This window comes from Nocardiopsis trehalosi NBRC 14201 (assembly GCF_001552555.1).
GTDB classification, from domain to species: Bacteria; Actinomycetota; Actinomycetes; order Streptosporangiales; family Streptosporangiaceae; genus Nocardiopsis_B; species Nocardiopsis_B trehalosi.
Map to the genome: position 1 here is coordinate 1 of NZ_BCRK01000162.1, position 13,883 is coordinate 13,883.

A 13,883-nucleotide genomic window follows, 5' to 3' on the forward strand; every position below is an offset into this window, starting at 1 on the left:
CCCCGCCGCGGCCGCCCGGGACCCGCGGCCCCGCCCGCCGGGCGGCCGGTTCGCTCACAGCGGACCCGCGTCCGTCGGCGCCCCGTTCCGGCGCCCGATCAGTAGGGTCGTCGGTACCTGCCATCAACAACCTCACCGCGCCCCGCCCGGCCGCCCCCGGTCGCCGGACGGGACGCCACCCGAAGGGAGTCGCGTGACCCACGCGTTCGACGGCGGCGGCCGGCTGCCCGCCGCGTACCTGAATGCCGCAACCTCCTCCTTCTCCGAGTTCCTCGGCATGGTCGGCCCCGACCTGCTGCCGGGGCGGGCGGAGCTGCCGCAGGGCACCGCCTCCTCGCACCTGACCCCCGACGCCACGACCATCGTGGCGCTGGCCTTCCCCGGGGGCGTCCTGCTCGCGGGCGACCGGCGGGCCACCTCCGGCAACGTCATCGCCAACCGCGACATGGACAAGCTGTTCCGCACCGACGAGTTCTCCGCCGTCGCCATCGCGGGGGCGGCCGGCATCGGCATCGAGCTGGCCAAGCTGTTCCAGGTCGAGCTGGAGCACTACGAGAAGATGGAGGGCCGGCCGCTGTCCCTGGAGGGCAAGGCCAACAAGCTCGCCACGATGGTCCGCTCCAACCTGGGCATGGCCATGCAGGGGTTCGTGGTCGTCCCGCTGCTGGTGGGCTACGACGAGGCGCGCGGCGCCGGGCGCATCTTCAGCTACGACCCGGTCGGCGGCCGCTACGAGGAGCACCGCTTCCACTCCATCGGCTCGGGGTCGGTGTTCGCGCGCGGGGCGCTGAAGAAGCTGTTCACCGAGACCCTGTCGGAGGAGGAGGCCGCGCTGGCGGCCGTCCAGGCGCTGTACGACGCCGCCGAGGACGACTCCGCCACCGGCGGCCCCGACCTGCACCGCCGCATCTTCCCGCTGATCGACGTGATCACCGAGGACGGCCACCGCCGGCTCCCGGCCGAGGACGTGGAGCGCCTGGCCCGCACCGTGGTCGAGGGCCGTGCCGAACGGCCCGACGGTCCCACGGCTCCGCTGAGCTGACGCCCCGCCCCCGACGACGACTCGTAGTTAGGAACATCCGCGGTGTCGATGCCGTTCTACGTCTCCCCCGAACAGTCCATGAAGGACAAGGCCGACTACGCGCGCAAGGGCATCGCGCGCGGCCGCAGCGCCGTCGTCCTCCAGTACGACGGCGGCATCCTGTTCGTGGCCGACAACATGTCCCGCACCCTGCACAAGATCAGCGAGCTCTACGACCGCATCGCGTTCGCCGCGGTCGGCCGGTACAACGAGTTCGACAACCTGCGGACCATGGGCGTGCGCTTCGCCGACGTGCGCGGCTACGCCTACGACCGCAGCGACGTCAACGGCCGGATGCTGGCCAACCTCTACGCCCAGACCCTCGGCACGGTGTTCAGCGAGAGCAACAAGCCCTGGGAGGTCGAGGTCGTCGTCGCCGAGGTCGGCGACACCGCCGCCACCGACCAGATCTACCGCATCACCTTCGACGGGTCGGTCGTCGACGAGCAGGGCTTCCTGGCCATGGGCGGATCGGCCGAGCGCGTCACCACCGCGCTCACCGAGCGGTTCGACGGCGGCGCCTCCCTCGACCGCGCCCTCAGCGCCGCCATGCACGCGCTGGCGCACGAGAACGGCGAGCAGCGCGAGATCGAGGCCACCAGCCTGGAGGTCGCCGTGCTGGAGCGCGCCCGCGAGCACCGCAAGTTCCGCCGCATCCAGGGCGACCGGCTCACCCGGCTGATCGCCGAGGCGCGCGGCGGCACCGCGACCGGCACCGACACCGATGGCGACGGCGGCGCCGACGACGCGGGCTCCGACGCCCCCGCCGACGGCGACGGCGCCTAGCCCGCACGGCGGCCGCGGCCCGGTGCCGCGGCCGCCGGGCCCGGGCGGCCGCGCACTCCGCCGGGTTTCCCGGCGCGGTGGTGTTTCCGCGACGCCCCGGCGGCCGATGAATAGGGTGGAGTCGTCGCGGCGCCGCGGTGTCGGCCGCGGGCGGCGACCTTGCGACGGAAACGGGTGAGGCCACATGGAACGACGGATCTTCGGCCTGGAGAACGAGTACGGCGTCACCTGCACCTTCCGGGGGCAGCGCCGGCTGTCGCCCGACGAGGTGGCGCGCTACCTGTTCCGCCGGGTCGTGTCGTGGGGGCGCAGCAGCAACGTCTTCCTGCGCAACGGCGCCCGGCTCTACCTCGACGTGGGCAGCCACCCCGAGTACGCCACTCCCGAGTGCGACAGCCTGCTCGACCTCGTCGCCCATGACAAGGCGGGCGAGCGCATCCTCGAAGGGCTCCAGGTCGACGCCGAGCAGCGCCTCCACGAGGAGGGCATCGCCGGCGAGATCTACCTGTTCAAGAACAACACCGACTCCGCCGGCAACTCCTACGGCTGCCACGAGAACTACCTGGTGGGCCGGCACGGCGAGTTCGGGCGGCTGGCGGACATCCTCATCCCCTTCCTCGTCACCCGGCAGATCATCTGCGGCGCCGGCAAGGTGCTGCAGACCCCGCGCGGCGCCCTCTACTGCGTCAGCCAGCGCGCCGAGCACATCTGGGAGGGCGTCTCCTCCGCCACCACGCGGTCGCGGCCCATCATCAACACCCGCGACGAGCCGCACGCCGACGCCGAGCGGTTCCGCCGCCTGCACGTCATCGTCGGCGACTCCAACATGAGCGAGGTCACCACCCTGCTCAAGCTGGCCTCCACCGACCTGGTGCTGCGGATGATCGAGACCGGCGCGGTCATGCGCGACTACACGCTGGAGAACCCCATCCGGGCCATCCGCGAGGTCAGCCACGACATGACCGGGCGGCGCAAGGTGCGGTTGGCCAACGGCCGCGAGGCCAGCGCCCTGGAGATCCAGCGCGAGTACCTCGACAAGGTGCAGTCCTACGTCGACCGCAACGGCACCGACGCCACCGGCAAGCGGGTGCTGGAGCTGTGGGGCCGCACCCTGGAGGCGGTCGAGACCGGCAACCTCGACCTGGTGGCGCGCGAGATCGACTGGGTCGCCAAGTACCAGCTGCTGGAGCGCTACCGCGCCAAGCACGGCCTGTCGCTGTCGTCGCCGCGCATCGCCCAGCTCGACCTCACCTACCACGACATCCACCGCGACCGCGGCCTGTTCTACCTGCTGCAGGCCAAGGGCCGCATGGAGCGGCTGGTCGGCGACCTGCAGATCTTCGAGGCCAAGTCGGTGCCGCCGCAGACCACGCGGGCCCGGCTGCGCGGCGAGTTCATCCGCCGCGCGCAGGAGAAGCGCCGCGACTTCACCGTCGACTGGGTGCACCTCAAGCTGAACGACCAGGCGCAGCGCACCGTGCTGTGCAAGGACCCCTTCAAGGCGGTGGACGAGCGGGTCGAGAAGCTGATCGCGGGCATGTGACCGCGGCGGCCGGCCGCGGGCGGCGGCCCGGCTCTTACGCCGCTCTCACCGGGAGGCGGCAGAATGGTCCATTCGATAGTGTGTCGGGGACCTGAGCCGGATATTGAGGTAGTGACCTATGCGACGTCGTGCCGCCGCCCTCGCGGTGCCGTTCTCTGCCGTGCTGCTGGCGGTGACCAGTTGCGGGACCATCCCCGAGGACTGGAGGACCCCCGCCTTCATGCGCGGTGACGAGGAGGAGCTGGACGAACGCCTGCCGACCGTCACCGGCGAGGTCGGCGAGGAGCCCAAGGTCGAGTTCCCCGACATCGCCCCGCCGGACGAGCAGATCTCCGGCGTGGTCTCCGAGGGCGGGGGCGAGGACGAGCTGGTCCGGGCCGATGACATGATCCTCGCGAACATCGTGGACTACCAGTGGACGGCCGAGGGCGAGGCCGAGAAGACCACCTCCACCTACGACACCGGTGCGCCGGTGCTGCTCGAACTCGGGCAGATGAACGAGGAGCTGTCGGCCGACCTGGTCGACCAGCCGGTCGGCAGCCGCGTCGTCTACGTGTTCCCCGGCCAGGACGCCGCCGAGGCCGAGGCCATGGGCCAGCCCTCGCCGCAGCCGGGCTCCACGGTGTCCATCGTCGACATCCAGTCGCGCTACGGGCGCGGCGACGTCGTCCCGGGCGAGCAGACCACCGACGGCGGCGAGGACGGCATGCCCACCGCCGCCGACGCCGGCCGCGACCGGCCGGACATCCAGATCCCCGACTCCGACGCGCCCGACGAGCTGCGCACCGTCGAGCTGATCGAGGGCTCCGGCCCCGAGGTCGAGGCCGAGCAGCAGCTCGTCGTCCAGTACACCGGCGTCACCTGGAGCGACGGCGAGGTGTTCGACTCCACCTGGGACCGCGGCGGCGCCCCCGCCACGTTCCCGATCGGCGTCGGCCAGGTCATCCAGGGCTGGGACGAGGGCCTGGTCGGCCAGAAGGTCGGCAGCCGGGTCATGCTCGCCATCCCCGAGGACCTCGCCTACGGCGAGAACGCCGCCGAGTCCGGGTCGCCCGAGGGGCCCCTGGTCTTCGTGGTCGACATCCTCGGCGCGGTCGACAGCCAGCCCGCCCCCGAGGAGGAGGGCGGCGAGGCCGAGGAGACCGCCGAGGACGAGCCCGCCGCCGAGTAGCCGTACCGCGCCGGCCGGGGCCGCGCGCCCCGGCCGGACCCCGGCCGCAGGTCCCCGGCGCACGCCCCGCGCGTGCGCGCGGCGCGCCCGAGGCGCGCCGTCAGAGCAGCGCGGCCGCGTGCCGCCCCGCCGCCGCGGCGGCCACGAAGCACGCCCGGTCCTCGCGCAGCGACCGCCCCATGGTCGACAGCCGCACCGGCAGCCCGGCCAGGGCGGCGTCCAGGCCGTCCACGGCCACCTCCACCAGCCGGTGCCGCGCGCCCAGGGCCGACGCCTGCGCCCGCACCTCGGCACCGAACACGCCCTCCAGCAGCGGCACCGCGACATCGGCCCGCGCCAGGGCCACCCGCCCGTAGGCGGTCAGGCTGTGGTGCGACACCCCGCGGTGCCGCGCGCGCGGGTCGGCCTCGCTGACCCGCAGACACGCCACCGGCCGCCCGCCCAGCGCGGCCGCCGCGTTCAGCGCCTCGCCGGCCGCCACCCCGGAGAACCCCCACCGGGTGCCCGTTCCGAGGTTGCCGGGGCCCTGGGTCACCACCGCGACGTCGGCGCCCAGGACGTGCCGGGCGGCGAGCAGCCCGGTGTGCACGGTCACCGTCTCCAGGTCGCCGCCGAAGGACTGCCCGGTCGTCACGGTCGACGCGAGCAGCCCGGCCGCGCGCAGCTCGGGCACCGACCGGGAGAACGCGGCGGGCAGCGCCCCGCCGTCCAGCATCACGTAGACCACCCGGGTGCCGGGCCGGTCCCGGCCGATACCGGCCAGCACGGCGGGCAGCGCCGAGTGCAGGTCGGCGGCGACGACCGGCATCCCGCCGAGGTCGTCGGCGTCGCGCAGCACGCGGTGGTGCGGGGAGTCCTGCTCGTCGGCGCCGAGCACGGTGGTCTGCAGCGGGGTGTAGCGGGCCTTCACCAGGTGCCCCGGGCCGTCGGCGCCGGCCGACGGCGGCCGGTCCGGCAGGGCCACCACCATGGCGTAGCCGCCGGTGCCCAGCCCGATGTCCAGGGCCGTGGTGTTGAGCAGGACGCGGTCGCCCGGCTCCGGCCGCCCCACGAGATCGGTGTAGGCGAGCGCGCGGCATTCGGCGGGCGGTGCGCCGCCGTCCGCCGCGGCGACCTCCAGCTCCACCGCGCCCGGCCACGAACGGAGGACGGATCGGACCTTCCCTGAGCGCCATGTGATCACGTCAGGCACGGTACCGTTCAGGCGGAAGCGGGCGCGGGGACGGCGCGCGGGCATCGGGAAGGACGTCGCAATGTCGCAGAAGAAGACCGAACGCCAGCTCAACCTGGTGATCTGCCTGCTGGCGACGCGGCGCTTCCTCACCGCCCGCGAGATCCGGGCGACCGTGGCCGGCTACGACGAGGCCGAGAGCGACGCCGCGTTCAAGCGGATGTTCGAGCGCGACAAGCGCGAGCTGCGCGACAGCGGCATCCCGGTCGAGACCGGCGGCGGCGACCTGTGGAGCGACGAGGAGGGCTACCGCATCTCCCGCGCCGACTACGAGCTGCCCGAGATCGAGCTGAAGGCCGACGAGGCCGCCGTCCTCGGCCTGGCCGCCCGCGCCTGGCGCTACGCCGCGCTGGGCGACGCCGCCGCCGACGCGCTGCTGAAGCTGCGCGCCGCCGGGGTGCCCGTCGACTCCGACGCCGCCCCCGGCATCACCCCGGTGCTGGGCACCGACGAGCCCGCGTTCCTGCCGATGTGGCAGGCGGTGCGCGACCGCCGCCCCGTCGAGTTCGACTACCGCAAGCCCGGCGCGGGCGTGGCGCGCCGCCGGGTCGAGCCGTGGGGCGTGGTCAACGTGCGCGGGCGGTGGTACGTCGCCGGCTACGACCGCGACCGCGGGGCGCGGCGGGTGTTCCGGCTCGGCCGGATCGTGGGCGACGTCCGCGTGGTCGCGGCCGGACCGCCGATCGAGGTGCCCGAGGACGTCGACGTCCGGTCGGTGGTGCGCGACCAGCGCGCCGAGCCCGAGGGAACCGCGCGGCTGCGGGTGCGCGCCGACTCCGGGCACGAGCTGCGCCGCGCCGCCAAGCGCATCGTCCCCGGCGAGCACGCCGCCGACCGGCCCCGCTGGGACCGGGTCGACCTGCCCTACACCGACCTCGCCGACCTGGTCGGCGCGGTCGCCCGGTTCGGCGACCGGGTGGTGGTGGAGGACCCGCCCGAGGCGCGCGACGCGGTCGTGGCGCACCTGGCGGCGGTGGCCGCGCGCGAGCCCGACCCGGTCGAGGCCAAGGCCGAGGAGGCGGGCGGTGACGGGCCGGTGCCCGAGGGCCGCCGCGGGTCGGCGTCGGCCGAGCAGCTGCGCCGGCTCCTCATGCTGGTGCCCTACGCGCTCAGCCACGACGTGCGGGTGCCCGAGGTCGCCGCGCACTTCGGGTTGACCGAGCGCCAGGTGCTCAAGGACCTCGGCCTGCTGTGGATGTGCGGCCTGCCCGGCTACACCCCCGGCGACCTGATCGAGGTGGACCTGGAGGCCGCCGAGACCACCGGCGAGATCATCATCGGCAACGCCGACACCCTCGCCCTGCCCCTGCGGCTCACCGCCGACGAGGCCGCCAGCCTCATCGTCGGCGTCGACCTGCTGGGGGAGCTGCCCGGCGTGGCCGACAGTGACGCGCTCAAGCGGGTGGGGGAGAAGCTGCGGTCGGCGGCGGGGCGGGCGGTCGACCGTCTCGCCGACGCCGTGGAGGTCCGGTTCGACCTCAGCGAGGAGGTACGCGAGGTGCAGCGGCGCTGCGACGCCGCGCTGCGCGCCGGCCAGCGGGTGCACCTGCGCTACCTGTCGGGCTACGTCGACGAGGTCACCGAGCGCGACGTCGACCCCATGGGCCTGGTGGTGCAGGACGGCCACCCGTTCCTGGAGGGGTGGTGCCGGCTGCGGGGCGACGTCCGGCTGTTCCGGCTCGACCGGGTGCTCGACCTGACCGTGCTGCCGGTGGCCGCCGAGGTGCCCGAGCGGGCGCGCCGCCGGGACCTGCGCGGCGGGGTGCTGCAGCTGTCCGCCGACGACACCCGGGTGACGCTGGAGCTGGACCCGTCGGAGCGGTGGGTCACCGAGGAGTACGTGTGCGCGTCGGTGCGCGAACTCGACGGCGGCCGGGTGCGGGCGGTGCTGCGCACCCCGGCGCCCGACTGGGTGTGCCGGCTGGCGCTGCGGCTGGGTCCGCGGGGGCGCGTGGTGGCGCCGCTGGAGCTGGCCGAGCGGGTCCGCGAGGACGCGCTGCGGGCGGTGGCGGCCTACCGGGACGGCGCATAGGATGACCGCGATGTCCCGGGGGCCGTATTCCCAGTTCGGACCGGACCGGTTCACCGCCGGGTCATCCCGCGTCCCGCAACCGACCGAGTAGGGTGAGAACCGTGGTCGCCGTCGCCGTCCTGGGCACCGTCACTCTCGCCGGGCTCGCTATCATGGCCCTGTTGACCATCAGAATGCTGACGGAGGTGCGGCGGCTGCGGGAACAGATCGCACGCACCCGGCGCGACGTCGAACCCGCCTACGGGCGGCTGCGCACGGCCGACACCCGGCCGCGGGCGGACACCCGCTGAGCACGCGCCGCGCGGGGGAGTACCATCGGTGGCGCAGGCAGCGCCCGGGAGAGAGGTTGCAACATGCCCATCGGAATGCGTGAGCTTCTGATCATTCTGCTCATCGCGATCGTCCTTTTCGGCGCGAAGAAGCTTCCCGACCTCGCCCGGTCGATCGGGCGCAGCGCCCGCATCCTCAAGGCCGAGACCAAGGGTCTGCGCGAGGAGGACGAGGAGCAGAAGGGCCGCCCCGCCGACGCCCAGCAGCCCCCGCAGGCGCAGGCCCAGCAGCAGCCGGCCCCGCAGGCGCAGCAGCCCTACGGCCAGCAGCCCTACGACGCCCAGCCGGGCTACCCCGAGCTTCCGCCCGGGCAGCGCGTCGTCAACGAGAACGGTGAGACCGTCCGCCGCTCCCACGGCGGCTGACACGGTCCGGGCCGCCCCGCGGCCCGGCGACCACGCGGCGGCGCCACCGCGCCGCCCGACTTTCGGTGCGGGACGGGTGCGAGGAGCGTAGGCGGACCATGCAGGTGCGGCGACAGCGGCGGCAGGTGGACCCCGAGGGCCGGATGCCGCTGATGGACCATCTGCGCGAACTGCGCAACCGGATCGTCAAGGCGCTGCTGTTCATCGCGGCCGGCATGGTGGTCGGGTTCGTCTACTTCGAGCCCGTCTGGGACTTCCTCCAGCGGCCCTACTGCGACCTCCCGCAGTCCGCGCGCGCCGGCAGCGACGAGTGCGAACTCATCTACACCGGCATCTTCGACGCCTTCTTCCTCCAGTTCAAGGTGGCCGCGATCGTCGGGATCGTGGTCGCCAGCCCGTTCTGGCTCTACCAGCTCTGGGCGTTCGTCGCCCCCGCGCTGCACGGCCGCGAGAAGCGCTACACCTACGTCTTCATCGGCGCGGCCGCCCCCCTGTTCCTCGGCGGCGCGGCCCTGGCGTACTACATCACCGAGCTGGCGATGCAGGTGCTGTTCGGGTTCGGCACCGAGGGCATGGTGCCGATGATCACCATCGCCAACTACCTCAGCTACATGATCACCATGATCCTGGTGTTCGGGATCGCGTTCGTGATCCCGCTGATCGTGGTGCTGCTCAACTTCATGGGCGTGCTCTCCCACGCCGTGCTCGCCAAGTGGCGGCGGCTCATCCTGTTCCTGATCGTCACCGCCGCCGCGGTCGCCACCCCCGGCGGCGACCCGTTCTCCATGATGGCCCTCGCCGTGCCACTGGGCGTGCTCTACATGGGCGCCGAACTCGTCTGCTACGTCAACGACCGCCGCAAGCGCGGCTCCGACCCCTACGCCGGGCTGGACGACGACGAGGCGTCCGCCCTCGGCGGCGACGACGAGATCTCCCCGCTCGATGACGAGGATGACGCCCCCCGGCTGCCGCCGAAGCGCTAGGGTCGTCGCGGACCCGGGTGGCCGGACACCGCGCCGGCGCCCGCGGACCGTCCCGACGGTCGCAGCTTCGAAGGAGCACCCACCATGGAGAACCGGCCCGCCGAGGAGCCCAAGCGCGAACTCCCGCCCGAGGCGCGCGGCAACGAGAAGTGGCACGACACCACCCACGCGGTGTGGAAGCGGTCCTCGCTGTCCAGCGACGACTCCGACGCCATCGTCGAGGTCGCCAAGTTCGACGACGGGTTCCGCGCGGTCCGCGACGGCAAGAACCCCGGCAAGGGCACGCTGTTCTTCACCCCCGCCGAGTGGGAGGCGTTCGTCCTGGGGGCCAAGGACGGCGAGTTCGACATCCCCGAGGAGTACCTCACCCCCGAGGAGGCCGCCATCCAGCGCGGCGAGATCCCGGTGACCGCGGTACCCTCTCCGAACAACCCCGCCCCCGCCGCGTCCGGTCCCGCCGACGGCGACCCCGGACGCGAGGACGCCGGCGGCGCCTGACCGGCCGCCGCCCGCCCGATCGGACACCCCCCATGGGCCGTGACGTCTCCCTCCTCGTCAACCCCGCCTCCGGTAGCGGCCGCGCCGCCGCCGTCGCCGTGCGCCTGCTGCGCGAGCTGCGCTCCCGGGGCGCCGACCCCGCGGTCCTGGTCGGCCGGACCGCCGCCGACAGCGACCGCCTGGCGCGCGCCGCCGTCGCCGAGGGCACCGGCGCGCTGGTGGCCGTCGGCGGCGACGGGCTGGTACACACCGCGCTCCAGGCGGTCGCCGGCACGGACGTGCCCCTCGGGGTGGTGCCCGCCGGCACCGGCAACGACATCGCCCGGGCGTTCGGCGCCCCGGCGGCGGTGCCCGCGGCCGCGGAGGTCGTCCTGCGCGGCCGCGCCGCCACCGCCGACACCGTGCGCGCCGGCGGCCGCCACGTCCTCAGCGTCCTCGCCTGCGGGTTCGACGCCCGGGTCAACGAGCGGGTCAACGCGTCGCGGCTGCGCCTGGGCCGGGCCGGCTACGTCCTGGGCGCCGTCGCCGAACTGGGCTCCTTCACCCCCGTGCCGTTCCGGCTGGACGTCGACGGCACCCGCGTGGCCGCCGACGGCATGCTGGTCGCCGTCGGCAACACCGCCTGCTACGGCGGCGGCATGCGGGTCTGCCCCGACGCCGTCCCCGACGACGGCCTGCTCGACGTCGTCCTGGTGCGCGCCGTGTCGCGCGCGGCGTTCCTCCGGTTCTTCCCCCTGGTGTTCAGCGGCGCCCACACCCGGCTGGACGAGGTCACCGTGCTGCGGGGCCGCCGCGTGCGCATCGCCACCGCCCCCGGCGCCGCGCCCGTCCCGGCCTACGCCGACGGCGAGCGCCTGGGCGCCCCGCCGCTCACCTGCGAGGCGGTCCCGGGGGCGGTACGCGTCCTCTGCTGACCCGCCGGTCGGCGTGCGCCGCGGTCACCGCCACACCATAGGCTTGATCGATATGAGTACGCACGCCGAGCGCTATGCCGCGTTCCGTCGGCGCCAGGCCGAGTCCACCGCCTCGATCGAGGAGTTCCAGCACCTCTACGGGTTCGAGTTCGACCCCTTCCAGATCCGGGCCTGCAAGGAACTGGAGGCCGGGCTCGGCGTGCTGGTCGCGGCGCCCACGGGGTCGGGCAAGACGGTCGTCGGCGAGTACGCCGTCCACCTCGCCCTGCGCGACGGCGCCAAGTGCTTCTACACCACCCCGATCAAGGCGCTGTCCAACCAGAAGTACACCGACCTGGTGCGCCGCTACGGCGCCGAGAACGTCGGCCTGCTCACCGGCGACAACACGGTCAACGGCGAGGCCCCCGTGGTGGTCATGACCACCGAGGTGCTGCGCAACATGCTCTACGCGGGCTCGCAGACCCTGCGCGGACTCGCCTACGTGGTCATGGACGAGGTCCACTACCTCGCCGACCGGTTCCGCGGCGCCGTGTGGGAGGAGGTCATCATCCACCTCCCCGAGTCGGTGCGGATGGTGGCCCTGTCGGCGACCGTGAGCAACGCCGAGGAGTTCGGCGAGTGGCTGCAGACGGTGCGCGGCGACACCGCCGTCATCGTCGACGAGAAGCGCCCCGTCCCGCTGTGGCAGCACGTCATGGCGGGCCGCCGCATCCACGACCTGTTCGTGCCGGCCGAGGAGCCCGCCGACAGCGACACCGACGGCGACGGCGGCGGCGACTCCGGTCGGCGGCGCTCGCGCCGCCGCGACCGCCGCGAGGCGCGCGACCCCGGCGGCGCCGAGATGCTGGTCAACGGCGAGCGCATGCGGGTCAACCCGCGGCTGGTCCGCCTCGCCCAGGAGGACGACCGGGTCACCCAGCTCGCCCACCGGCGGCGGCACCCGCAGAGCCGGTCGCGCGGCGCCCCCCGCCCCCGCGCCAAGCACGCGCCGCCCAACCGGGCGCAGATCATCCAGGAGCTCGACCGCGAGGGCCTGCTGCCCGCCATCACCTTCATCTTCAGCCGGGCGGGCTGCGACGACGCCGTCCGCCAGTGCGTGTACGCCGGACTCGACCTCACCACCCCCGAGGAGTCCGCCGAGATCACCGCCTACGCCGAGCGGCAGTGCGCCGACATCCCGCCGGCCGACCTCGCCGTCCTCGGCTACCACGACTGGCTGCGCGCGCTGGAGCGCGGCGTGGCGGCGCACCACGCCGGGCTGCTGCCCACCTTCAAGGAGGTGGTCGAGACCCTGTTCTCCCGGGGCCTCATCCGGGCCGTGTTCGCCACCGAGACCCTGGCGCTGGGCATCAACATGCCGGCGCGCAGCGTCGTCATCGAGAAGCTCGACAAGTGGAACGGCGAGACCCACGCCGCCCTGACCCCGGGGGAGTACACCCAGCTCACCGGGCGGGCCGGGCGGCGCGGCATCGACGTCGAGGGCCACGCGGTGGTGGTCTGGCAGGCGGGGACCGACCCCGAGGCGGTGGCCGGCCTCGCGAGCACCCGCACCTACCCGCTGAACTCCAGCTTCCAGCCGTCCTACAACATGGCGGTCAACCTGGTGGGGCAGGTCGGCCGCGAGCGCAGCCGGAACATGCTGGAGTCCTCCTTCGCCCAGTTCCAGGCCGACCGCGCCGTGGTGGGGCTGGTCCGCCAGCTCCGCAAGCACGAGGAGGCCCTGGCGGGCTACGCCGACGCCGTCTCCTGCGACCAGGGCGACTTCATGGAGTACGCCGGGATGCGCCGCCGCCTCAGCGACCTGGAGACGCAGGCGGCCAAGGGCCGCAACGCCCGCCGCCGCGACGAGGCCGTGCAGAGCCTGGAGCGGCTCCGCCCCGGCGACATCATCCGCATCCCCGCCGGGCGGCACACCGGCTTCGCCGTGGTGCTCGACCCCGGGCTGCGCGGGGACCTCCCGGCGCCGCTGGTGCTGACGGTCAGCCGGCAGGTCAAGCGGGTCAACGCCGCCGACTTCCCGGTGCCGGTCGAACCCGCCGGCCGGCTGCGCATCCCCAAGACGTTCTCGGCGCGGTCGGCGCAGTCGCGCCGCGACCTCGCGTCGTCGCTGCGCAACCGGCTCGACGAGACGGCGGGCGAGGGGCCGCGGCGGCGCGGCCGCGACGACTCCGGCCCCGAGGACCCCGAGATCACCCGGCTCCGCCGCGACCTGCGCGCCCACCCCTGCCACGGCTGCCCCGACCGCGAGGACCACGCCCGCTGGGCCGAGCGGTACTTCCGGCTGGCCAAGGAGACCGACGCGCTGCGCCGCCGGGTCGAGGGGCGCTCGCACGTCATCGCCCGCACCTTCGACCGGGTGTGCGGGGTCCTCCAGGACCTCGACTACCTCGACGGCGACACCGTCACCGACGAGGGGCGCCGGCTGGCCAAGGTGTACTCGGAGCTGGACCTGCTGGTGGCCGAGTGCCTGCGCCGGGGCCTGTGGGAGGACCTGGGGCCCGTGGAGCTGGCGGCGTGCGCGGCCGCCCTGGTCTACGAGTCGCGGCGGTCCGACGACGCGTTCCCGCGCGTCCCCGAGGGGCCGATCGCCGACACGCTGCTGGAGATGGAGCGGCTGTGGGGCGACCTCGGCCAGGTCGAGCGCGACCACCACGTCGCGTTCCTGCGCCGGCCCGACCTCGGGTTCGTCTGGGTGACCCACCGGTGGGCGCGCGGCGACCGGCTCGACCGCATCCTGATGGAGGCCGACCTGCCGGCGGGCGACTTCGTGCGCACCACCAAGCAGCTGGTCGACATCCTCGGCCAGATCGCCGACGCCGCCCCGCAGGGGTCGGCGGTGCGCGGCACCGCGCGGGCGGCGATCGACCTCACCCGGCGCGGCGTGGTGGCCTACAGCTCGGTGTCCTGACCCGGCCCGCCGCGCCCGCCCCGGCCCGCCCCGCGCCCCCC

At 74.2% G+C, this 13,883-nt stretch carries 12 protein-coding genes; 11 read left to right on the forward strand and 1 reads right to left on the reverse strand.

Going from position 1 to position 13,883, the window contains the following annotated elements:
* The first annotated feature begins 193 nt into the window (after window positions 1-193).
* The 4 genes from prcB to NT8_RS22210 all read left to right on the forward strand — a co-directional run bounded on the left by prcB (window position 194) and on the right by NT8_RS22210 (window position 4,581).
* Window positions 194-1,042: a proteasome subunit beta gene (gene prcB, locus NT8_RS22195; protein WP_067973085.1), complete on the forward strand. Its 849-nt coding sequence runs from the start codon at window positions 194-196 to the stop codon at window positions 1,040-1,042.
* 48 nt (window positions 1,043-1,090) lie between these two features.
* Window positions 1,091-1,867: a proteasome subunit alpha gene (prcA, locus tag NT8_RS22200; protein WP_067973108.1), complete on the forward strand. Its 777-nt coding sequence runs from the start codon at window positions 1,091-1,093 to the stop codon at window positions 1,865-1,867.
* Between the two features lie 184 nt (window positions 1,868-2,051).
* Entirely contained in the window at window positions 2,052-3,410 is a 1,359-nt protein-coding gene (gene pafA / locus NT8_RS22205; protein WP_067973087.1) for a Pup--protein ligase, read from the forward strand.
* 118 nt (window positions 3,411-3,528) lie between these two features.
* Entirely contained in the window at window positions 3,529-4,581 is a 1,053-nt protein-coding gene (locus NT8_RS22210) for an FKBP-type peptidyl-prolyl cis-trans isomerase (RefSeq protein ID WP_067973090.1), read from the forward strand.
* Between the two features lie 100 nt (window positions 4,582-4,681).
* On the opposite strand, the gene NT8_RS22215 is transcribed toward NT8_RS22210, so the two are convergent.
* Window positions 4,682-5,764: a DUF3866 family protein gene (locus NT8_RS22215; RefSeq protein WP_217999285.1), complete on the reverse strand. Its 1,083-nt coding sequence runs from the start codon at window positions 5,762-5,764 to the stop codon at window positions 4,682-4,684.
* A 70-nt stretch (window positions 5,765-5,834) separates the two neighbouring features.
* On the opposite strand from NT8_RS22215, the gene NT8_RS22220 reads away from it, so the two are divergent.
* The 7 genes from NT8_RS22220 to NT8_RS22250 all read left to right on the forward strand — a co-directional run bounded on the left by NT8_RS22220 (window position 5,835) and on the right by NT8_RS22250 (window position 13,842).
* A complete protein-coding gene (locus tag NT8_RS22220; protein WP_067973093.1) occupies window positions 5,835-7,844 on the forward strand; it encodes a helix-turn-helix transcriptional regulator in 2,010 nt (669 codons plus the stop codon).
* A gap of 161 nt (window positions 7,845-8,005) precedes the next feature.
* Window positions 8,006-8,134, forward strand: a complete 129-nt coding sequence (locus NT8_RS31350) for a hypothetical protein (RefSeq protein ID WP_281203518.1) — start codon at window positions 8,006-8,008, stop codon at window positions 8,132-8,134.
* Between the two features lie 75 nt (window positions 8,135-8,209).
* The gene (tatA, locus tag NT8_RS22230) at window positions 8,210-8,539 is read left to right on the forward strand and encodes a Sec-independent protein translocase subunit TatA (protein ID WP_245646281.1); all 330 of its coding nucleotides are present in this window, start codon (window positions 8,210-8,212) and stop codon (window positions 8,537-8,539) included.
* Between the two features lie 143 nt (window positions 8,540-8,682).
* Window positions 8,683-9,522: a twin-arginine translocase subunit TatC gene (gene tatC / locus NT8_RS22235; RefSeq protein WP_067973115.1), complete on the forward strand. Its 840-nt coding sequence runs from the start codon at window positions 8,683-8,685 to the stop codon at window positions 9,520-9,522.
* 84 nt (window positions 9,523-9,606) lie between these two features.
* A complete protein-coding gene (locus NT8_RS22240; RefSeq protein ID WP_067973100.1) occupies window positions 9,607-10,020 on the forward strand; it encodes a DUF397 domain-containing protein in 414 nt (137 codons plus the stop codon).
* A gap of 32 nt (window positions 10,021-10,052) precedes the next feature.
* Window positions 10,053-10,934 carry a diacylglycerol/lipid kinase family protein gene (locus NT8_RS22245; RefSeq protein WP_067973101.1) on the forward strand — a complete coding sequence of 294 codons (882 nt, stop codon included), beginning with the start codon at window positions 10,053-10,055 and terminating at the stop codon, window positions 10,932-10,934.
* Window positions 10,935-10,986: 52 nt separating this feature from the next.
* Window positions 10,987-13,842, forward strand: a complete 2,856-nt coding sequence (locus NT8_RS22250; RefSeq protein WP_067973105.1) for a DEAD/DEAH box helicase — start codon at window positions 10,987-10,989, stop codon at window positions 13,840-13,842.
* Window positions 13,843-13,883 lie beyond the last annotated feature (41 nt).